General features: G+C 74.0%; 16 protein-coding genes. 3 read left to right on the top strand and 13 right to left on the bottom strand.

Annotated elements, in window-relative coordinates:
• Window positions 1-47 precede the first annotated feature (47 nt).
• On the top strand, window positions 48-662 hold the full coding sequence (locus ABD126_RS03130; RefSeq protein WP_343932042.1) for a proteophosphoglycan 5: 615 nt from the start codon (window positions 48-50) through the stop codon (window positions 660-662).
• 24 nt (window positions 663-686) lie between these two features.
• Here ABD126_RS03130 and ABD126_RS03125 read toward each other — a convergent pair whose 3' ends face one another.
• From ABD126_RS03125 to ABD126_RS03105, 5 genes are all read right to left on the bottom strand, one after another.
• Window positions 687-2,507 (bottom strand): ABC transporter ATP-binding protein, encoded by a 1,821-nt coding sequence (locus tag ABD126_RS03125; protein ID WP_343932041.1) that lies wholly within the window; start codon window positions 2,505-2,507, stop codon window positions 687-689.
• A gap of 117 nt (window positions 2,508-2,624) precedes the next feature.
• Window positions 2,625-3,536 (bottom strand): carbohydrate ABC transporter permease, encoded by a 912-nt coding sequence (locus ABD126_RS03120; protein ID WP_343932040.1) that lies wholly within the window; start codon window positions 3,534-3,536, stop codon window positions 2,625-2,627.
• The gene (locus tag ABD126_RS03115; RefSeq protein WP_343932039.1) at window positions 3,533-4,510 is read right to left on the bottom strand and encodes an ABC transporter ATP-binding protein; all 978 of its coding nucleotides are present in this window, start codon (window positions 4,508-4,510) and stop codon (window positions 3,533-3,535) included. Before ABD126_RS03115 ends, ABD126_RS03120 begins: the two co-directional genes overlap by 4 nt.
• Entirely contained in the window at window positions 4,507-5,820 is a 1,314-nt protein-coding gene (locus ABD126_RS03110) for an ABC transporter substrate-binding protein (RefSeq protein WP_343932038.1), read from the bottom strand. The genes ABD126_RS03115 and ABD126_RS03110 overlap by 4 nt, the downstream gene beginning before the upstream one ends.
• Window positions 5,817-6,584 carry a carbohydrate ABC transporter permease gene (locus ABD126_RS03105; protein WP_343932037.1) on the bottom strand — a complete coding sequence of 256 codons (768 nt, stop codon included), beginning with the start codon at window positions 6,582-6,584 and terminating at the stop codon, window positions 5,817-5,819. The genes ABD126_RS03110 and ABD126_RS03105 overlap by 4 nt, the downstream gene beginning before the upstream one ends.
• 197 nt (window positions 6,585-6,781) lie before the next feature.
• On the opposite strand from ABD126_RS03105, the gene ABD126_RS03100 reads away from it, so the two are divergent.
• On the top strand, window positions 6,782-9,694 hold the full coding sequence (locus tag ABD126_RS03100; protein WP_343932036.1) for a proprotein convertase P-domain-containing protein: 2,913 nt from the start codon (window positions 6,782-6,784) through the stop codon (window positions 9,692-9,694).
• Between the two features lie 117 nt (window positions 9,695-9,811).
• On the opposite strand, the gene ABD126_RS03095 is transcribed toward ABD126_RS03100, so the two are convergent.
• From ABD126_RS03095 to ABD126_RS03080, 4 genes are all read right to left on the bottom strand, one after another.
• On the bottom strand, window positions 9,812-13,276 hold the full coding sequence (locus ABD126_RS03095; protein ID WP_343932035.1) for a DEAD/DEAH box helicase: 3,465 nt from the start codon (window positions 13,274-13,276) through the stop codon (window positions 9,812-9,814).
• A gap of 76 nt (window positions 13,277-13,352) precedes the next feature.
• On the bottom strand, window positions 13,353-16,112 hold the full coding sequence (locus ABD126_RS03090) for an AAA domain-containing protein (protein ID WP_343932034.1): 2,760 nt from the start codon (window positions 16,110-16,112) through the stop codon (window positions 13,353-13,355).
• Window positions 16,113-16,208: 96 nt separating this feature from the next.
• A complete protein-coding gene (locus tag ABD126_RS03085; protein ID WP_343932033.1) occupies window positions 16,209-16,790 on the bottom strand; it encodes a hypothetical protein in 582 nt (193 codons plus the stop codon).
• Entirely contained in the window at window positions 16,791-17,264 is a 474-nt protein-coding gene (locus ABD126_RS03080) for an anthrone oxygenase family protein (protein ID WP_343932032.1), read from the bottom strand.
• 38 nt (window positions 17,265-17,302) lie between these two features.
• Between ABD126_RS03080 and ABD126_RS03075 the strand changes: the two genes are divergently transcribed.
• Entirely contained in the window at window positions 17,303-17,935 is a 633-nt protein-coding gene (locus tag ABD126_RS03075) for a TetR/AcrR family transcriptional regulator (RefSeq protein ID WP_343932031.1), read from the top strand.
• Here ABD126_RS03075 and ABD126_RS03070 read toward each other — a convergent pair.
• The 4 genes from ABD126_RS03070 to ABD126_RS03055 all read right to left on the bottom strand — a co-directional run bounded on the left by ABD126_RS03070 (window position 17,932) and on the right by ABD126_RS03055 (window position 21,146).
• The gene (locus ABD126_RS03070) at window positions 17,932-18,690 is read right to left on the bottom strand and encodes a siderophore-interacting protein (RefSeq protein WP_343932030.1); all 759 of its coding nucleotides are present in this window, start codon (window positions 18,688-18,690) and stop codon (window positions 17,932-17,934) included. The genes ABD126_RS03075 and ABD126_RS03070 overlap by 4 nt on opposite strands.
• Window positions 18,691-18,902: 212 nt before the next feature.
• Window positions 18,903-19,262: a DUF2203 domain-containing protein gene (locus tag ABD126_RS03065; protein WP_343932029.1), complete on the bottom strand. Its 360-nt coding sequence runs from the start codon at window positions 19,260-19,262 to the stop codon at window positions 18,903-18,905.
• Window positions 19,263-19,347: 85 nt separating this feature from the next.
• Window positions 19,348-20,589 carry a cytochrome P450 gene (locus ABD126_RS03060; RefSeq protein ID WP_343932028.1) on the bottom strand — a complete coding sequence of 414 codons (1,242 nt, stop codon included), beginning with the start codon at window positions 20,587-20,589 and terminating at the stop codon, window positions 19,348-19,350.
• The gene (locus ABD126_RS03055; RefSeq protein WP_343932027.1) at window positions 20,586-21,146 is read right to left on the bottom strand and encodes a TetR/AcrR family transcriptional regulator; all 561 of its coding nucleotides are present in this window, start codon (window positions 21,144-21,146) and stop codon (window positions 20,586-20,588) included. Before ABD126_RS03055 ends, ABD126_RS03060 begins: the two co-directional genes overlap by 4 nt.
• Between the last annotated feature and the right edge of the window lie 37 nt (window positions 21,147-21,183).

Genomic DNA, 21,183 nt, shown 5'->3' with positions numbered 1-21,183 from the left:
CCGGGAGTGGGCTTGTTGCAATCATATGGCAATAGGTGGAGGTTCGGGTGGGACTGGTCGAGGTGGAACTGCCTGATCCGCTTCGGCTGCGCGGGCGGTGGGCGGCCTTCGCGGCCGTGTGCGCGGCGCGTGGCTGGGGCGACAACTGCCACGCCGACGGGGCGGTGTGGCACTACGACGACGGCGGCGGCAACTGGTCGGACCTGCACCACGTCGGCGGCGGCCGGGCGGTGCTGCTCGGGCACGACCACGAGTACTCCGAGACCTACTACGCCAACGCCGCCGAGTACTTCGAGGAGCCCGAGACCGACCTGCTCGCCGGCGCCCCGGACTGGTGGTCCCCGCCGACCCGGGCGGTGGTCGACGGGGGCGCGTGGGTCGGGTTCGTCTACGGCTTCGAGGACGGCCGCTGGCAGCGCGCGCCCTACGACCTGGACGACGGCTTCGACTCGGTCGGCCTGCCCGCGCTGGACGACAAGAGGTGCCGTGAGCTGATCCTCGACTTCGTCCAGGACGCGCCCGGCCGGCCCGCCGACCCGGCCATCGACGCCTTGGTGGCGGCGGACGGGGACGTGACGGAGGCCCAGGTGGCGGCGGTCGTCGGCACCGGGTGGGACGTTGCGGCCGGGGTGGCGGCGGCGCGGAGGTTCCGCGAGGGGTGAGCGGCGTGCCGCCCACCCCCCGGCTCACGAGACGGTGGTCGGCTCCTCCGCCTCCTCCTCGGTGAGGAACCCGCCCGACTGGTGGTGCCACAGGCGGGCGTAGGTGCCCTGTTCGCGGAGCAGTTCGTCGTGCGTGCCCTGCTCCACGATCCGGCCCTGGTCCAACACCACCAGGCGGTCCATGCGGACGATGGTGCTCAACCGGTGCGCGACCACGATCGCCGTGCGGCCCTCCATCAGCCGCCACAGCGCCTCCTGGACCAGGATCTCGCTCTCCGAGTCCAACGCGCTGGTCGCCTCGTCAAGCAGCAGGATCGGCGCGTCGCGCAGGATGGCGCGGGCCAGGGCGACGCGTTGGCGCTGGCCGCCGGACAGCTTCACGCCGCGCTCCCCGACCAGGGTGTCGAACCCCTGGGGCAGGGCCTGCGCGAACTCCGTCACGTGCGCGGCCCGCGCGGCGCGCTGGATGTCCTCCTCCGTCGCGTCCGGCCGGGCGAACGCGATGTTGTCGCGCAGCGTCCGGTGGAACATGGCGGGCTCCTGCGGGACGTACGCGATCAGGCCGCGCAGGTCCGCCTGGCGCAGCCGCGCGACGTCCTGCCCGCCGACCAGGATCCGGCCGCCCTGGATGTCCATCAGCCGCAGCAACAGCCGGGTCAGCGTCGTCTTGCCGCCGCCCGACCGGCCCACCAGGCCGATCTTCGTGCCCGCCGGGATGTCCAGGTCCAGGCCCTCGAACAGCGGTTTGCCCGGGGCGTGGGCGAAACTCACCCCGTCGAACCGGACGTCCGCGGCGGTGCCGCGCAGCGGTTCCGGCCGGGGCGGGTCGAGGACGGTCGGCGGGTCCAGGAGCAGCTCGGTGAACTGGGCCGCCTCGGTCAGCGAGCTCTCCAGCCGGCGGTAGATCTGGTTGAACTCGAACATGATCCGCGTGGCGCTGCTGTAGTAGGCGAAGGTCACCAGGACCGCCTCGACGCCCAGCCCGCCGCCGCTCAGGCCCACCGCGACCAACAGGCCCAGGGCGTTGGTGAGCACGGACATCGGCGCGACGATGGTGTCGATCCGCAGGTTGTTGTAGTCCCAGGACCGCATGGTCAGGCGGCGCTGCTCGGCGACCCGGGTCCGGTGCTCGGCGGCCTCGCGGCGCTCCGCGGCGAACGCCCGGACCGTCTCCATGTTGGTCAGCGTGTCGGCGACGTGCCCGGACACCCGGGCGATGGCCGCCTCGCGCGCGTCCACCAGCTTCTGCCGCCGGCGCACCAGCGGCGCGACGCCGACACCGGTCACCAGGATGAGGCCGACCAGCACGACGACCAGCATCGGGTCGTAGCGCCACAGCACCACCGACGCGAAGATCAGCGGCACCAGGTTGGCGATCACGGAGAACGCGAGCGTGTCGACGAACTCCTCGAACCGCGCGGCGAAGCTGAGCACCCGCTTGGTCAGCGAGCCCGCGAAGTTGTCGTGGAAGAACGCCGCGTCCTTGGCCAGCAGCTCGTCCATGCCGACCACGGCCAGGCGCTCGATGCCGCGGCCGTCGGTGCGGTTGAGGCAGTGGATGCCGATGCGCCACAACACCTCCGCGAACAGCAGGATGCCCGCGAAGCCCAGCACGTAGGGCAGGACGGTGGTGGCGGTGGTGTCACCGCCGTCGGCGAGGCGGCCCACGAGCGCGGCGACGACCAGGGGCGCGAGGTAGTTCAAACCGATGTTGCCCAGGGCCGGCATGATCAGCGCGGGTGCGGCCATCGCCTTCTGGCGCAGCAGTTCGCGGCCGTAGTAGCGCAGCGCCAGCACGACCGCTGTCTTGCGTTCGGGATTGTCGGGGTCTGGCGATGCGGGCACGGGTATCCCTTCGCCGGGGGTGTGGTGGGGTTACCACGACATGCTGCCGCAGGCGCGGCGCGGCAGGCGAGCGAATATCGGGCGGTCCGAAATGGACGGTGGCTGCGCGGCGGTGGCTCAGCGCAGGGGACGCCGAGGTGCGGCGAGGGCGCGGTAGCGCCGGATGACCAGCCACTGCGCGTAGACGGCGACGGCGGTCAGCGCGAGCACCACCAGGGTGGCCGCCGCCGCGTGGCCGTAGCGCAGGTACTCGAAAGCGTTGCGGTAGATGTAGAGCGACAGGTAGGTGGTCGAGTACGGCGGCGGGCCGCCGTCGGTCACCACCAGCGCGGGCACGAACGAGAACTGGAAGCTCAGGATGGTGTCCCGCAGCACCAGCAGCGCGATGACCGGGGCCAGCATCGGCAACGTGACCCGCCGCGCCACCGACCAGCCCGCCGCCCCCTCCAGCGCGGCCAGCTCGAACACCTCGCGCGGCAGCGCCCGGCGGGCGGCCAGCAGCACCACCAGCATCTCGCCGATCGTGAACAGGCTCATCACGATGATCGCCGCACGGGCGTCGTCCGGACCGGTGAGCCAGGCGGGCACGGCCGTGCCCCACGCCGTCCGCCCGTTCTCGCCGCCCAGCCGCAGGAGCTGGTTCACCGGCCCGTACAGCGGGTTGAACAGCCACAGCCACAGCAACCCGTAGGCGATCTCGGGCACCGCGGTGGGCAGCGTCGCGACCGTGCGGGCGGTCCCGGCGCCGGGGGCGCGGCGGTGCAGCAGCAGGGCGAGCCCGAGCGCGGCGGCCACCCGCAGCGGCACCGCGACGGCGGCGAAGACCAGCGAGTTCTCCAGGGCGGCCAGGAACGGGACGCTGCCGGCCAGCTCGGCGAAGTTCGCCAGGCCGATCCACTGCGGCGAGCCGATCAGGTCGTACTCGGTGAACGCCATCGCCAACGTCACCAGCGCCGGCCCGAACACCAGCACGACCAGCCCCACCAGGTAGGGCGTCAGCATCAGCCAGAGCTGCCGGTTCTTCCTCACACGCGCTTCCCGGACTCGTCGAACCGGTGCAGGTCCGTGACCTCCAGGAACACCTCGTCGCCCGCGGCCGGGCGTTCCGGCGTCGCCACCCGGGCGACCACGGGGTGCGAGGCGACGTCCAGGTGCACGTACGCGTCCTCGCCGACCACCTCCACGCGCGCCACCCGGCCGGGCACACCGCTGTGCACCAACCGGACCGCCTCCTGCCGGAAACCGACGCGGTGCGCGTCCGCCCGCCAGGGGCCGTCGCCGGGCAGCACGTTCATCGGCCCGACGAACGTCGCCACGAACTCCGTCGCCGGCCGCCGCCACACCTGCTCCGGCGTCCCGACCTGCTCGACCAGCCCGTCCCGCACCACCGCCACCCGGTCGCCCAGGGTCAGCGCCTCCACGCGGTCGTGCGTGACGTGCAGCATCGTCGTCCCCACCCGGTCGTGCAGCGCCCGCAGCTCCGCCCGGGTCCGCTCGCGCAGCGCGGCGTCCAGGTTGGACAGCGGCTCGTCCAGCAGGAACACCGCCGGCTCGCGGACCAGCGCCCGCGCCAGCGCCACCCGCTGCCGCTCGCCGCCGGACAGCTGGTGCGGGCGGCGGTCCAGCAGGTGCTCGCAGCCCGCGACCTCGGCGGCCCGGGCGGCGAGCGCCCGCGCCGGCCCGCGCCGCAGGCCCCGCACCCGGTGCCCGAACGCGATGTTGTCCGCGACCGTGAGGTGCGGGAACAGGGCGTGCGACTGGAACACCATCGCCACGTCCCGCTCGCCCGGACGCACCGCCGTCACGTCCCGCCCGGCGATGCGCACCGAACCCGCCGACACCGGGTGCAGGCCCGCGACGACCCGCAGCAGCGTCGACTTGCCCGCGCCCGACGGCCCCAGCACGGCCAGCAGCTCCCCGCGCGGCACCACGAGGTCCACGCCCCGCAGCACGTCGTGCCGGTCGTGCGCCGCCCGCACCCCGGCCAGTTCGACGCCCGTCATCTGCCCGCGCGCTCGAACAGCGGCCTGGTCTGCTCGTCCAGTCGGCGCACGACGTCCGCCGCGGGCTCGTTGTAGTACAGGGCGTTCTCCAGGATGCCGTTGGCCACGTCCTCGATCTCCGGCCACGTCGAGATCGTCGGCGTGGCGCGGATGGCCGGGATCGAGTCGAGGAACACCCGCGCGTTGCGCGGCTTGGCGCCCGGGTCGAGGAACGCGGGGGACTGGGCCACCGCCCTGTTCGACGGCACGGTCCGCCCGGTCCCGGCCATGATCGCCGCGCCCTGCGGCCCCAGCGCGAACTCCACGAACTTCCACGCCGCCGCCTTGTCCGACGACCCGCGCGTCACGCAGTAGGCGTCGCTGTGCAGCACGGTCGCGGGCGTCCGGTAGACCGGCAGCGCGGCCACGTCCCAGTCGAACCCGGAGATCGCCCGGAACGTCGTGGTGGACCGGCGCGAGGACATCAGCATGGCGAGCTTCCCGGCGGCGAACCGCGCCTCGTCGTCCTGGCTCTCCACCTCCTGGTCGGTGGGCACGACCCCGTGCCGCCCACGCAGGTCGACGAAGTTCTGCAACGCCGCCACCGCGGGCTCGTCCAACGCGATGCGCGTGGGGGAGCGGTCGTCGTCGAACAGCCTGCCCCCGTTGGACCACGCGAACGGGGCCAACCGGATCAGCTCCGGCGAGACCGCCAGGCCGTACTCGGCCGGCGGCGGACCGGTCGGCGCGGCCCCGGGCTGGTCGAAGTCGACGCCCTTCACCACGTCACCGTTGGCGTCCCGGGTCAACGCGATGGCCGTGGCCACCATGTCGTCCCACGACCACCCGGGCCGCGGCTCGGCGATCCCGTACTTCTCGAACAGATCCTTGTTGTAGTAGACGACCAGGCTGGAGATGTTCTGCGGCATGCACATCTGCTCCCCGCGCACCTGGAACGCCTCCAGCGCCTGCGGGAAGAAGTCGTCGGCCTTCAGCGCCGTGGAGGAGGCCAGCATCGGCGCGGCGGGTTCGATGGCGTTCTTGGCCGCGAACTGGCCGTAGAACCGGTAGTTCATCAGGAACAGGTCCGGCGGTTTCCCGCCCGCGATGGACGTGGACAGCCGCGCGATCAGGTCCTTGCGGTCGCTCGCCTCCACCAGCTCCACGTCCGCGCCCGGGTTGGCCTTCTCGTAGGCGGCCTCCAACGACCGGTAGGCGGCCAGCTCGTGCGGGTCGCCGAACACCAGCAGGCTCGTCGCCGACCCCTCCTCGGCGCCCGCGCACCCCGCCGCGACCAGCGCCGCCGCGACCACCAAGGCACGTGCTCTCATCGGGAAACCCCCTTCAGGTCGCGTTGGGCGACCACGAAGACCACCAGCGCCGGCACGGTCGCCACGACCGCGCCCGCCAGGAACACCGGGAAGTCCGCCGCGTCCAGCGTCGCCAGCGACCGCAGCGCCAGCGGCAGCGTGAACAGCTCCCGGTCGTACAGGAACACCAGCGGGTCGAGGAAGTTCGACCAGGTCAGCACGAACGTCAGCGCGGCCACGCCCGCCGTCGCCGGCCGCACCAGCGGCAGCCCGACCCGCCACCAGGTGCGCAGCGGCGACAGGTCCTCCATCGCGCACGCCTCCCACAGCTCGCCCGGGACCGCGCGGAAGGCCAGGTAGTAGACCAGCGGGAACAGCGGCGACGTGGCGATCAGGGCGGGCGCGACCAGCGGCACGAGCGTGTCGGTCAGCCCGGCCAGCCGGAACACCGCGAAGCGCGGCACCAGCAGCGCCACCGCCGGCACCATCAACGCCACCAACGACAGCGCCGCCACCCAGCCCGCGACCCGCCGCGGCAACCGGGCCATCGCGAACCCCGCCATCGACGCCACCGCCACGCTCAGCGGCACCGCCACCAGGCACACCAGCGACGAGTTCAGCGTCGCCCGGACCAGCCCGCCCAGCTCCGCCGCGAGCCGGTAGCCCTCGGTGGACACCGGCGAGGGCACCAGGTCCGGCGTGGTCGGCGGCGGCAGCCCCGGCCGGTGCAGCGACCCGGAGACCAGCAGCGCCAGCGGTGGCAGGAACACGGCGAGCACCGCCACCGCACCCCAACGCCGCCACACCCGCGATCCCCGCTCCCTCCACGGCTGCGCCCCGAAGCTGGGTCACAGTGCCACAGCCGCCCGAACCGGGACAACGGTCGGGCGTAAACCGTGAAACACCCCCGCAATTCGGCCCTACCGGGCACCCGGGCCCGTCGGGACCATGTGCGGCAACCCTGCCCACCGGAAGGCCTGCCATGCGCCGCAGAACGGTCATCGCCCTGCTCGGCACCTCGATGCTCTTACTCCCGGCCGCCGCCGTCCCCGGCGTGGCCGACCGCGTCGTCGGCACCCTCGCGGTCGAGAACGACAACCCCCTCGGCCCCGCCGGCAGCGACGAGTGGTTCGCCCGCCAGCGCCTGCACCCCGAGACCGTCGACATCGGGGCCAACCTCGGCAGAGCCGTGCGCGAGGCGACCGCCTTGCGCGACGGGCACTCCCGCACGCTGACCGCCCAGGCCGCCTGGCAGTCCCTCGGCCCGGGGCTGGGCGGCCGGATCTCCGACATCGCCGTGGACCCGACCCGCCCCGACACCGTGTACGTGGGCGCGGCCTCCGGCGGCGTCTGGAAGAGCACCGACGGCGGCACGACGTTCAGCTACTCGTGGCGGCGCGACCTGCCGCAGTCCACCGGCGCGCTGGCGGTGAGCGGCAACGGCACCCTCTACGTCGGCACCGGTGAGGGCGCGCCGGGCTCGGCGTCCTACTCCTTCCCCGGCAACGGCGTCTACCGCTCGACCGACGCCGGCGCGACCTGGCAGCACCTGGGCCTGGACGGCACCGACCGCATCGGCCGCATCTCGATCGACCCGACCAACCCGAACCGGATCTTCGTCGCCGCCGCGGGCAAGCTCTACCAGCCCGGCGGGACGCGCGGCATCTACGCCACCACCGACGGCGGCACGACGTGGCGGCAGGCGCTGGCCGGCGCGAACACCACCACCGGCGGCATCGACGTGTCGATCAGCCCGTCCGAGCCGAACTACGTCTACGCGGCCATGTGGGACCACACCCGCAAGCCGGAGGGCCGCACGTACGGCGGTGTCGGCACCGGCGCGTACCGGTCCTCCGACGGCGGCCAGACGTGGACGCGCCTGGGCGGCGGCCTGCCCGCGCCGGACGCCAACAACGGCCGCCTGGGCATCGCGGTCGCCAAGTCCGATCCGACCCGGCTGTACGTGATCTCGGCCGACACGCCCGGCAACTTCCAGGGCTTCTGGACCTCCACCAACCGCGGCGACACCTGGACCAAGATCACCAACACCGGCTCGCTGTCGTCCTCGCAGTCGACGTTCGGCTGGTGGTTCGGCCGGATCTTCGTCGACCCGGCGGCGGCGCAGCACATCTGGGTGCCGGGCGTGCCGATGCTGGAGTCCTCCAACGCGGGCACGAGCTGGACCAGCAACAGCTCGTCGTTCCACGTCGACCAGCACGCCGTGGCCGTGGACCCGCGGGTGTCGGGCCGGGTGTTCATCGGCAATGACGGCGGTGTCTACCGCTCGACGTCGAACGGCTCGCTCAACGGCACGTGGACCAAGGCCCGCAACCTGTCCAACATGCAGTTCTACACCGTGGCCGTCTCGCAGCAGGACCCGACGCGGATCAGCGGCGGCTTGCAGGACAACGGTTCCGTGCGGTCGTGGGCGGGCTGGGGCCAGATCTACGGCGGTGACGGCCTGGCCAACCTGATCGACCCGACCAACCACAACAAGGTCTACGCGTGCGCCCAGAACGGCGCGTGCGTCCGGTCCACCGACGGCGGCAACACGACGTCGTCGTTCGGCAGCACGACCTCGACCCGGCGCGGCTGGCTGACCCCGGTCGTGCTGGACCCGAACAACCCGGCGATCGTGTACTACGGCGGCAACCGGCTCAACCGGTCCACCAACTCCGCCCAGACGTTCTCGGTGATCTCCAACGACCTCACCCACGGCACCTGGGCGACGATCAGCGCGATCGGCGTGGCCAAGAGCGACGGCCGGGTCGTCTACGCGGGCACCGAGGACGGCCGGATGTGGGTCACCCGCGACACCGGCACGACGTGGCGGGAGATCACCGCGGGCCTGCCGACGCGGTTCATCACCCGCGTCACCGTCGACCCGACCGACGCGAACCTCGCCTACGTCACGGTTTCGGGCTACCGCAACGGTTCCGACCTCGCGCACGTGTTCCGCACGTCCGACGGCGGCACCACGTGGACCGACATCTCCGGCAACCTGCCCGACGCGCCGGTCAACGAGATCGTGCAGGACCCGCTCAACCGGTCGATCCTGTACGTGGGCAGCGACGTCGGCGCGTTCGTGTCCACCAACGGCGGCGGCAACTGGTCCCCGCTGGGAACCGACCTGCCGATCGTGCCGGTGACCGACATCGCCCCGTCCGTCGCGAGTGGACAGACCGTGCTCACCGCCGCCACCTACGGCCTGGGCATCTACCAGCTCCGGCCCTCGACGGCCCCGGCGAACGACTTCGCGATCTCGGCGACGCCGTCCTCCGCCGCCGTCGACCCGGGCGGCACGGCGACCGCCACGCTGGCCACGTCCGTCGTCTCGGGCTCGGCCGAGTCGGTCGCCCTGACCGCCACCGGCCTCCCGGCGGGCGCGACGGCCACGTTCAGCCCGACCTCGGTCACGGCGGGCGGTTCGGCCACTGTCACGATCGCCACGTCGAGCACCACGCCGGCGGGCACGTACCCGATCACCCTGACCGGCACGGCGGCCTCGGCCACCCGCAGCGCGACCTTCACGCTGACGGTCAACCAGACCGGCGGCGTGTGCACCGGCACCAACCCCAACGACGTGGCGATCCCCGACAACACCACGGTGACCTCCACGATCCCGTTGACCTGCCAGGGCACGGCGTCGGCGACGTCCTCGGTGGAGGTGCACGTCAAGCACACCTACATCGGTGACCTGGTGGTGACCCTGGTCGCGCCGGACGGCAGCACGTACGTGCTGCACAACCGGTCCGGCGGCGGCACCGACAACCTCGACAAGACCTACCCGGTCGACCTGTCGGGGGAGAACCGGTCCGGGACCTGGACGCTGCGGGTGCAGGACGCGGCGGCCCAGGACGTCGGCACGCTCGACACCTGGACGCTGACGCTGTGACCCCTCCGGTGGGGGCGGCACGGCGCCGCCCCCACCGGCGTCACCGCACGGGGTCGGTCACGCAGTTGTCCCGGTCGGCGGGGTCGCCCACCACCCGCACCCGCCCGTCCCACCGACTCAGCGGCGAACCGCGCCGAGGCCCCGCCGGGACGGCGCGGGCTTGGGCTGCTCCTCGGTCTCGTCGCTCATGGCCGCGTACGCCGCCAGCCACCCCGACGCCCGGTAGTCACCTCGACGGGTGAACACCGCGAGCCCCTTGTCCGGCTCCTCGCCCTCCGGGAAGGGCACCTCACTGGCGGCCTTGGTGCTCACGGCCGGCCCGAACCGCTTCCCCCGCCACGCAACCGCTTGCGCGGCAACGGTTCCCGTCACCCGGGCGAGGTCGTCCCGCACCTCCAGCACCGCGCCGGTGACCCGTTCGCGCAGCAACGCCGTGTACCCGGCCTGGTCCAGCCCGCACTCCGCCGGCGGACGCCCCGGGGGCCAGTCGGGCGAGCGCACCCCGCGGGCCACCGCCGACCGCCACATCTCCGGCACCAACTCGTGCGCCCGCGCCCGCGTGGCCATCTGCTCGCACAACCACAGCAACCGGCCCGCACCGCGCCGCGGCGTCAACGCCCGCCACCGCACCCGCTGGTCCAGATCGGCCGCCACCACGGCGATCCACGGGTGCACGGTCCCCAGCGCGCCCTGCGCCGCCAGCCACGACAGGAACCGGGGAGCCTGCTCGAACACCGGGTGCAGGGTGGACATCGGGATGCCCGCCGCGACCCGCCGGGTCCGGCCCGCGAACAGGTGCGGCGACCGGGCGGCCAGCAGCAGCCCGGCGCGGGCCAGGTCACCGGGAGCGGTCGTCGTCTGCGACCCCAGGCCCTTCACCGACGCCGTGTTGGTCACCTGGGACGCCCGCCCGCCGGCCTTGACCACCGTCGCCACCGCCGGCCGCACCGGGTCGGGCACCGGCAGGCCGGCCAGGTCCCGCACCGCCACCGACAGCACCAGCACCAGCGCGTCCTCGGCCGCCTCCGGGTCCGGCGGCACGGGCAGCAGCCCCAGGGCGTAGCGCAGGCGGTGACCGGTGTGGGTGGAGACCATCATCCGCGCGGTCAGCCGGCCCAACTCGGTGATCGCGAGCGCGCCGTCCCGCTCGATGAGGTGCCCTTCCGACACCAGGAACGCGACGGCGTCCTGCACCGGTTGCAGGGCGTCGTCGCCCTGCGCGTGGGCCAGGGTCTCCACCCACCACGCCTCGGCGTCGGCCAGGCACGTGATCCGGCCCTGCAACACCTCGGCCAGCACGTGGTCGGGCAGGCTCTCGTGGATGCGCGAGTACACCGAGTACCCCGCCACCAGCCGGGTCTGCCACGCCGCCCGCTGGTGCTCGTCCACCACCAGGTACGACCAGCCCTCGGTCTCACCCGCGCCGATCCGCCCGGCCCGGCCGAACATCTGGAGCACCATCGAGGTGTCCATCGGCTCGCCGCCCACGGTGGTGTCCCGCACGATCACCGCGCGCGCCGGCAGGTTCACGCCGGCGGCGACGGTCGAGGTGGCCACCAGCACGTCCGCCTTGCGGTCGCGGAACGCGCGTTCGGCGGCGTGTTTGTGTTCGTAGTCCGCGTAGTGCATCCGGACGCCCACCTCGGCGCACACGCGGGTCAGGCCGTCCACGTCGTCGGCCGCGACGCTGTGCACGGGCGCGCCGCGCTCGGCGGCGATCGCCATGGCCGTGGACCGGACGTTGCGCTTGGACCCGCAGAACACCAGGACGCTGCCCTGCTCGGCGGTGTGCCGGGTGGTCAGGTCGACGACGACCTGTTCGCGCATCCGCGCCGCGGCGGCGAAACCGGACGCGGCCGGGACGGTCGGCAGCTGCCAGGTCACCCGCGACGGCCGCCAGGTCGTGGCGACCAGGTCCGCCTCCAGCCACTCGGCGACCTCGGCGGCGTTGGACACGGTCGCGGACAGGCCGACGATCCGCACCGGCGAGTCCGCGCCCCGGACCCGGGCCAGCAACGCCTCCAGCAGCGCGCCGCGACCCGGCGTGCCCAGCAGGTGGATCTCGTCCACCACCATGCAGCCGACCTCGCCCAGCGCGGCCTGCAACGAGGCGGCCCGGCAGATCGCCTCGAACTTCTCCGTCGTGGCGACCCACAGGTCGGCGGCGCGGACCCGTTCGACGTCCACGGCGTACTCGCCGGACAGCCGTTCCACCCGCAGGCCCTGCGCGCGCCAGGACTCCAGCTCGCGATCCAGCTCGTCGGTCAGGGACCGCTGCGGCACCAGCCAGGCGGCCTTGCGGCCCTCCTCCAGGATCGTGCGCAGGACGGCCAGCATGCCGATCGCCGTCTTGCCCGCGCCGGTGGGCGCGGTGATCAGCAGGTGCCCGTCGTCGTCCAGGATGCGCGGCGCGGCCTGGGTCTGCGCCGGGTTGAGCACCGGGAAGGGCAGGAACGGCAGGTACTCCGGCGGGACCAGGTCGGCGACCGGGGTCGGGTCGGGCGCGGGTCCGGGCGGGTCGTGCAGCTTCCACAGGACGTCGAACGCGAGGCGCGCGGCCCACGCCTTGTCGTCGCCGACCGGTTCGCACCGCTCGGGCACGATGCCGCCGACCGCGGACAGCCAGGCGGTGGCGCGCAGGGGTTCGCCGGGTTGGCGGGAGACGGTTTCCTGCTCCAGCCAGTGCTTGAGGGACCGGTGCTCGACGCCCTCCTGGGTGAGCAGGGCGCGCAGCTCGTCGAACTCGGGGCGGTCGGGCAGGACGACGCGGGCCCCGGTGACGCCGGGCGGCGGTTTCAACGTCGGGTCGACGGTCTTGCACCACCAGACCGGGGCGGGGTCGGTGAGCAGGTGCGCAGGGAGGGTCGGCGTGTCGTCGGCCTGGGTGGGGACGGCTTCGGAGCCCGCGAGGATCGACCGGATGCGGGCCGCCATGACCGTGGTCGACATGCGCCGCACGGGCCGCGCCGGGGTGCTTTCGGCGGTGTCGGTGTCGGCCGGGTCGGTGATGTCGGTGCCGGTGTCGGCGGTGTCGGCCGGGTCGGCGGTGCTGGGGTCGGTGTCGGCGGCGGGCCCGGCGCTGGTGGCGGGTTCGGCGGTGGCGGTGTCGGCGGTGGCGGGGTCGGTCGTCGCGGGCTGTGGCCTCCGGCCCCCGGTTCCATTCTCCTCCGGGGCACCGACAATCCCGTCCCGTCGCGAGGGGCGTTCGAAGACGCGGGCTTCCTGGGCCAGGGCGGCGAGCTGGGCGTCTTCGGCCGCGCGTCGCGCCACCGCTTCCGGGCGCAGGTCGCCCAGCACCGACTTCTGCGACAGCTGCAACTCGCGCAGCGTGAACGACGCCGGGCACGTCACGCACACCACCGCCGCCTGCAACTGCTGCTTGCCGCGGTGCGGGTGGGAGCGGAACAGGCCGTGCAGCTCGCCTGCGCAGCGCGGGCAGCGCTTCTCCACCGGGATCGGGGACAGCTGCCAGCCCGGCTCGGCGTAGCGGGCGATCGCGGGTGCGGGGCGGACGCCCCACCGGCTCTCGACGACGCCCGCGACGGACGTGTCGGCGCCCGGCGGGCTGGACGATCCGCGCACCACTCCCGCCCTCCCCGTCCGGCCGCTGAGCACGCGATGCTAACCCGTTCGCCGTACCCGCCGCAGGCGGCGCAGGTCAGACGGGGGCGGAGGCCGGCAGCTCCTGCGCCAGGCCCACCGCCGCCCGCACCGGGTCGCGGTCGAACCGGCTCGGGAACGCGTCGTGCACCCGCCAGCCCGCCCCGTGCAGCGCCCGCCACCGCGCCAGGTGCGCCGCCGCGCCGTCGGGGTGCGGCCGGGTCTCGACGGCGACCGCGTCCACGCCCTCGCCGACGACCAGGTCCAGCCGCCACTCGCCGACCGGGTAGCCCGTTCGCACGGTCCGCCCCAGCGCGCGCAGCGCCTCGGCCACGCGGGCGGTCCACTCGTCGGTCGGTTCCGCGCCCCCGGTCCCGGTCGGCGGCACCTCCGCGTGCCGCAGGTACGCGCCGACCAGCCCGACCGGCCGGGTCGCGGAGGTCACCAGGTGGACCCGTAGGCGGGCGCGGGTGGTCAGCACGGCCAGGAGGTTGCGGTCGCCGGCGAAGCGCCACGCGTTCGGCTTGTCCTCGTCGGTCAGCGCCAGGCTCACCACGACCTCGTCGAACTCCGAGCCCTGCACCCCGTGCACGGTCCCGACGCGCACCCCGCCCCCGGTGATCTCCTCCAGCGACAACCGGTCCAGCAGCGCCGCCTCCAGGGCGTCGGCCTGCGCGCGGAACGGCGTCACCACGCCGATCGACCGCACCCCGGCGGCGATCCGGCGGCCCACGTGGGCCAGCACGGCGTCCGCCTCGACCGGGTTGACGCCCTTGCGGTCGCGGGCGCCCGGGACGTGCTCGGTGTCGATGCAGTCCACGTCGGCGACCGCCGGGTGGGTGGTCAGCAGCGCGATCCGGCCGTCGTAGAACTCGCGGGCGGCGAACCCGATCAGGTGCGGCGCGCAGCGGTGGTGCTCGGTCAGCCAGTGCACGCCGGCCGCCGCCGCGCCCGCGTCGAACAGGCTCACCTTGGGCACGTCCAGCCGGTCGGCCAGCTCCCCGGTGCCCTCGGCGGCCACCGCGTCCCGCACGGCCTGGTCGCCGACGAACGACACGTGCCGCAGCTGGCGCGGGTCGCCGCCGATCACCGCCCGCCTCCCGCGCAGCAGCGCGGGCGCGGCCAGCGGCTGGTCGACGTGGCCTGCCTCGTCCACCACGACCAGGTCGAACATGCCGGGCACGGCCGGGAGGATGTCCTCGACCTCCGCGAGCGTCCCGACCCACAGCGGCAGCGCGGCGACCAGGTCGTGCGGCGCGACGTCGGCCAGCGCCCGCCGCCGGGCCGCCGGTCCCGAGCGCAGCGCCCGCGCCAGCGCCGCCACCGCCCGCCGCGGACCCGCGCCCCGGCCACCGGTCCGGGCCGCCAGCCACGCGGCGGTCGCCCGGTGCCGGCCGGCGTCCTCCTCGGCGAGCAGGTCGCGCAGCGCGGCCAACGCCGTGCCGCCGCTCGCGGCCAGCCGGACGTGCGCGGCGGACTGCTCGGCGGCCCGCACCGCGGCCTCCAGCTCGACCGGGTCGCACGCGTCGGCCGCGCCCGCCAACCGCCGGGCCGACCGCAGCGCCCACCGCGTCCGCAGCCCGCCGAACAGCCCTTCGCGGGGCTCCAGGAGGTCGCGCACACGTGCGAGGTCGACGTCCTCGAACGCTTTCGGCGCGACGGCCCGGTGCGCCGCCATCAACGCCTCCCGCCGCACCGCCTCCGCGGCCAGGTCCTCGTCCCGCAGCGCGTCCGCGACCGCGCGTTCGACCCGCGCCACCGCCGCGTCGGCCGACCGCCGCGCCCGGTCCAGGTCGTCCGCGTCCCGGTCGGCGGGGGCCAGGCCGTCGGCCAGCTCTCGGGCCATCTCCTGGCGCAGCTCCGAGTCGCCGAACAGCACCGGCACCGGACCGCCCGCGCGGCGCAGCGCGGCGCCGAGCACGTCGGCGGCGTTGCGGGTGCGGCTGGCCAGCAGCACCGACTGCCCGGCGGCCACGGCGTCCAGGGCGATGGCGGCCAGCGTGTGGGTCTTGCCGCTGCCCGGCGGCCCGCCCACCACGGTCACCGGGGCCGACCGGGCCGCGCGGACGGCGGCGCGCTGGCTGGGCGTCAGCGGCAGCACCTCGGTGACCGGGCCGCCGTCCGGCTGGACCTCGACCGGCGCGTACAGCCTGGCCAGGGCGGTGTCCTCGATGCCCGACACGGCCGCCCACGTGTAGAGGGCGGTGCCGCGCCCGGTGCTCACCACGGGCTCACCCGCGTGCAGGCCCGCGCCCTTCACGACGACCAGTCGGTCACCCCCGACGAAGGTCCCGGGGTCGTGGAAGGCTTCCAGCACGGGCACGTCCGGGAACCCGCCCGCCGCCAGGGCCGCCGCGATCCACTCGTCGGTCGGCGCCAACCCGGTCTCCAGTTCGGGCGCCCGCTGCCACCGCGCCAGCGGGTACACCGCGAGGTCACCGGCCGGGTGGATGCCGTACCGCCGCCCGCCCGCGTGGTGCAGCCGCACCGGCCGCGACACCAGCGGCAGGCACACCCGCCGCCGCTTGCCCTCGACCTCCGCCGGCCCGCACAGGAACGCCCACCCCAGCCGCAGCAACCGGTCCTCGCGGTGCAACGCGTCGAACGCCGCCAGCCGCTGCACCGCGTCCTTCAAGTACTGCCCGGCGGGGCACGGCACCGGCTCCGCGTCCGCGCCGGCGGTCAACGCCGTCCACGCCACGGGCGCGTCGGCCAGCCACACCAGGCCGGCGGTCTTGGCGACGTCCACGTGGACGCGTTGCGGCTGCTCGGACGCGCTCAGCCGCGCCAGGGTGCGCAGCACTGCGGAAACGGTCACGGCGGCATCCTGCCGCACAGCGCCCCGACCGTGAGCCCACCCGGCGGCATCGCCCGGCGGCATCGCCCTGCGCCTGGCCCGCACCGGCACCTGACCTCAGCTGGGCGCGCGGTCCGCCTCGACGGCGGTGATCACCCCGAACGCGAACAGGTGCACCAGGCAGTGGTCGGTGTACGTGTCGCCGCGCCACGCCGCCACCTCGTCCTCGGTGATCCTCTCCGGGTCCCGCGCCGCCAGCACGGCGAGCGCGGCGCCCCGGCGGTCGGCCGGCGGCAGATCGCCGGGCAGCGGGACACCGCGCGTCACGGCCTCGTGCACCGCCTCGCGGGCGGGTTCGGTCAGCAGGTGACCGCCGAGCAGGGCGGCGTCGCGCAGGGGCGTGCCGTCCTCAGGCCAGTGCTCGATCGCCGGGGCCTTCGCGACCGCGCCCGGGTCGTCCAGCAGCACGGCGGCCATGCGGCCGAAGAAGTGCAGGGCCACCACCGCACCCGGTGAGCCCGGGTCGCCGTCCACGAGCGCCCGTTCCCGCCCGCGCAACAGGTTCCAAGCCGGGACCAGCAGTTCGGGAGCCGGTGAGAGGGCCTCGACCACCGGGACGACGCTGCCGAACACAGCCTCGACCTCCCGGCGCACCTCGGCGACGGCGGCGTTGTCGACGGGCGTGACGAACTTGGGCATTCAGGCCTCCGGGCGCGTGCTGGGACGGGTGGTGACGGCGATGACCAGCACGAACGCGGTCAGCGCGGCGAGGGTGCGGGCGATGTTGAACGCTTCCCAGCGGTCGAGGATCGCGGCGTAGTCGGCGGGTGGCGTGCCGACGGCCCACTGCTTGATCCGGCCGTTGATGGGAACGTTGCCGAACATCGTGATCAGGAACGACGAGAACGCCAGCACGGCGGCGCCGGCGGCGGCCCACCGCGCGCGGCCCCGCACGAGCACGGCCAGCACCAGCGACCCGAGGACGGCCACGGCCATGGTGCCCTGGACGACCCGGCCGTTCACGCGCATGAGGGCGGTGTGGAAGGTCAGCCGCACGTCGAGCGGGACCACGTCGAACGCGGACGCGACGTTGACCGCGCCATAGGTGTAAATGCCGGCGAGGAGGCCCGTGGCGAGCAGGGCCGCGCCGGAAACCACTCTGATCTTTGACACGCTGTCAAACATAAGCGCATGGGCTAAACTTTGACAACATGTCAGACGTAACGCGCACCCGTCGCCGGCGCGCCGACGCCGACCGGAGTGCGGCGGCCGTCCTGCGCGCGGCGTTGGCCCTGCTCGCCGAACGGCCGAACGCGAGCGTCGAGGACATCGCGGCGGCGGCGGGGGTGAGCCGGCAGACCGTCTACGCGCACTTCAAGACACGTGACGCACTCATAGGTGCGGTGATCGACGCCGTAACGGCAGAGGTGACTTCCGAACTGGACAACGCGCGCCTGGACGAGGGTCCGGCGGCGGACGCGTTGTTGCGCCTGCTGGACGTGAGCTGGAACGCCCTGCGCCGCAACCCGGTGCTGCTCCACCTGTCCGCGCCGGAAGGCGACCACGCGCGACACGTTCCCGTGGTGGACCACCTCCACCGGGTGCTGGCGCGCGGGCAGGAGTCGGGCGAGTTCACTGCGGACGCGCCGATCCCGTGGCTGGCCAAGGCGATCGTGGTGCTGGGCCACGCGGCGGGGGAGGAGGTGGCCGCCGGGCGGATGAGCCTGGACGAAATGCCGAGCACGCTCGCGGACAGCGTGCTGCGCCTGTGCGGCGCGAAGCAGGCCCAGCGGACCGCGCGGGACGCCGGGGCGCGCCGCATCGGTTCGTCCACAGTGGACTAGGCTTCCTGCTCCTTCTCCATGGCGCGGTTGAAGTCGGACTTGCCGGCCTGCCAGCCGTCCTCGTCCGCGCCCAGCCGCCAGTAGCCCGAGATGGACATGCGTTCGCGCGGCACCCGGCGTTCCAGCCGCAGGTGCCCGCGCAGCGTCTTCACGGCGTTCGCCTCGCCGTGCACGAACACGTGCACGTCACCGGGCGGGAAGTCCAGCGTCCGCACGGCCTCCACCAGCGCCTCGCCGCGCCGACGGCCGTTGCGGTGCAGCCACGTGACACCGGGCACCGGGTGCTCGTCCTCGGGCCCGTCGACCTCCACGAACACCTTGGCCACCGCGCCCGGCGGCAGCGCCTCCACCGAGGCGGCGATGGCGGGCCACGCGCTCTCGTCCCCGGCCATCAGGTGCCAGTCGGCGTCCGGGTCGGGCGCGTAGCCGCCGCCGGGACCCGCGAAGTGCAGCACGTCCCCGGGCTGCGCCTTGGCCGCCCACGGCCCGGCGACGCCCTCGTCACCGTGCACCACGAAGTCGATCCACAGCTCATGCCCGTCCCACCGCCGCACGGTGTAGGTGCGGGTGCGCGGCCACTGGTCGCGCGGCATGCTCGCGCGGATCTCACCGAGGTCGAACGGCTCGGGGTAGACGACGTCCTCGCGCGGGAACTGCAGCTTGACGTAGCTGTCGGTGAACGGCCCCACCTCGAACCCGTCGACGGCGAACACCACCCGGATCATCTGCGGCGCGATCCGCTCGGCGCGCAACACACGACCACTCCTGGTCCGGGACCGATCGGACATACGACGCAACTCCTCGCCACCAAACGACACACGCGAGTTCCACCGTACGCGCCCACCTCGCAGCCCCGCCGCCGCCCGGTGGTCCGCCGGTTTCGGCGCGGTCCAGTGCGGTCGGGTTCAGTGCGGTCGGGTTCAGTGCGGTCGGGTTCAGTGCGGTCGGGTCCTAGGGCGGTCGAGGATCAGGGCAGTCGGCGGCGGCCCGCGAAGCCCAGGTCGGCGCGGTGGTACCAGTCCAGACCCGCGTCGCCCTCCAGCCAGCACAGCAGCACCGGCACGCCGTCCAGGTCGGCCGGGAAGTCGACCAACAACGGCGCGAACCCCTTCAGCTCCGCCCCGGTGCCCTGCACGGTGCTCATCAGGTCGTCCAGCCGCGCCTGCGCCGCCTTGAACTCCGCCAGCCCGCCCAACGGCGACGTCTCGCCCGCCCCCAGCGCGGCGGACAGCTCGGCGGCATCGGCCCGCAACGCGACGATCTCGTCCAGCACCGGCCGCAGCCGGTCCAGTTCGCGCCGCGCCTCGGCCAGGGTGAACAGTCCCATGTCGTCCTTGCCCGATGATGGTGTGGTGCGCCCAGGCTAGTCCGGGCAACCGTGTCTCCCGCGCACGAGTTCGCCCGGCACGTCGTCACGCTCGGAGCACGGCGAGGATCTTCTCCGGCGGGTTGGTGACCGACGAGTCCCGGCACGGCCAGTAGTCGGTGAACGCCCGCCGCGTGCGCGGGTACCGAGTGGTCAGCTCGCGGATCGCCGACGCCGCCGAGATCGGCGCCAACTGCGCGCCCACGCAGTAGTGGATGCCGTGCCCGAAGGTCAGTTGCTGGCGGGCGGTGGTGCGGAACGGGTCGAACTCCGCCGCCGTGGGCCCGTGCACGGCCGGGTCGCGGTTGGCCGCGCCCACGTTGATGAACACCAGTTCGCCCGGCTCGATCACGCTGTCGTGCACCTCGACGCGCTCACGGGCCACGCGCGGGGTGAGGTTGCGGACCGCCGGGTTGTGCCGGGCGCCCTCCTCGACCACCAGCGGCGCGGTCTCGGGCGCGGCGGCCAGCGCCGCCCACCCGTGCGCGGTGCGCGGGGACAGCAGGACCCCGAGCAGGTTGCCGATGGTGCCCGCGGTGGTCTCGTGACCGGCCACGATGAGCAGCAGCACGTTGTTGACCAGCCACCGCGCGCTGTCCGGCTCGGCCGGGTCGGTCACCCGGACCAGGTCGCTGATCAGGTCGTCGGCCGGGCGCCGCGTCCGGTCCGCGACCAGCCGGCCCAGGTACTCGGCGACCGCCGCCGCGGCGGGCCCGGTGACCGCCGGGTTCTCCGCGGTCAGCGCCTGCGTCCACGGCACCAGCACGGCGTGGTCGGACTCGGGCAGGTCGAGCAGTTCGCACAGCACGTTGAACGACATGGGGTTCGCATAAGTGCTCACCAGGTCGAGCGGAACGTCGTGGGGCAGCGTGTCCACCAGTTCACGCGCGATGCGTTCGATGCGGGGCCGCAACGCCTCGATGCGGCGTGGCGTGAACACGGCCGCGATGGGCTTGCGGAGCCTGCGGTGCAGCGGGTCGTCGGAGTTGAGCGCGGAGACGGCGTTCATCGGGTTGACCATGCCGGGCAGGCCGAGCCGCGAGAGTTGTGCGAGGTAGGCGGCTTCCAGGGCGTTGCCGTCCTTGGACAGGCGTTGGTCGGCCGCGAGTCTTCGGGCCTCGTCGAGGCCGACGGTGACCACGGCGACCGTGACGCCGGTGGGCAGCACCGCCCGGGTCACCCACTGCCCGCGATCGCGCAGGGCGTCCTCGACCTCGTGGTGCTCGTGGGCGCGCAGGCCCTCCCCGCCCAGGAGGACCTGTGTGCGCGGTTCGGTCGAGGTCGTCAACGGGTCTCCTCACGGGGGAACGCCCCGCGCACCACCAGTTCCAGCAGGGGGCGCGGGTCGGTGTGGTCGTTGCGGGCCACGCGGTGCAGGATGACGCCCTCGCAGCACGCGGCGATGGCCTGCGCGGCGGTGAGCGGGTCGGGCGCGCCGAGTTCGGTGAGCACGGCGACCACCGACTCCTCCATCACGGCGCGCACCCGGCTCAGGGCGTCGCGCAGCCCCGGCTCGTGGCCCGCCTCCAGGAACACCACCAGGCGCGCGGCGGTCCACGTGCGGTCCGGGCCGGTCAGGTGGTCGAGGAACGCGCAGATGACGTCCACCAGCTCGGCGGGGGTGGTCGGGACGTGGGCGCTGCCGCCCATGTCCCGCAGTTCGTGCGCGGCGATCCAGTCCACCACGCCCGCCAACAGCGCCGCGCGGGTGCGGAAGTGGTTGGACGTGGAGCCTTTGGGCAGGTTGGCGTGCTCGTCCACGCGTGCGTGGGTGAGGGCGCGGAGTCCTCCGGTCCCGAGGAGCTCGACGGCGGCGTCGAGAGCGCGGGTCCGCGTTGCCGTCACCCGGACACTATAAACGTAGTGACAACCGGCCGATCCA

It is taken from the genome of Saccharothrix mutabilis subsp. mutabilis, assembly GCF_039521145.1.
Lineage (GTDB): Bacteria > Actinomycetota > Actinomycetes > Mycobacteriales > Pseudonocardiaceae > Actinosynnema > Actinosynnema mutabilis.
The sequence above is the reverse complement of the archived record's forward strand: the minus strand, read 5'-3'. Positions and strand labels throughout refer to the sequence as shown.

Coding starts and splice junctions, on each gene's coding strand:
- ABD126_RS03065 (WP_343932029.1), bottom strand. CDS start 19,262: ATGGGACTGTTCACCCTGGCCGAGGCGCGGCGCGAACTGGACCGGCTG.
- ABD126_RS03075 (WP_343932031.1), top strand. CDS start 17,303: ATGTCAGACGTAACGCGCACCCGTCGCCGGCGCGCCGACGCCGACCGG.
- ABD126_RS03085 (WP_343932033.1), bottom strand. CDS start 16,790: ATGCCCAAGTTCGTCACGCCCGTCGACAACGCCGCCGTCGCCGAGGTG.
- ABD126_RS03100 (WP_343932036.1), top strand. CDS start 6,782: ATGCGCCGCAGAACGGTCATCGCCCTGCTCGGCACCTCGATGCTCTTA.
- ABD126_RS03115 (WP_343932039.1), bottom strand. CDS start 4,510: ATGACGGGCGTCGAACTGGCCGGGGTGCGGGCGGCGCACGACCGGCAC.
- ABD126_RS03110 (WP_343932038.1), bottom strand. CDS start 5,820: ATGAGAGCACGTGCCTTGGTGGTCGCGGCGGCGCTGGTCGCGGCGGGG.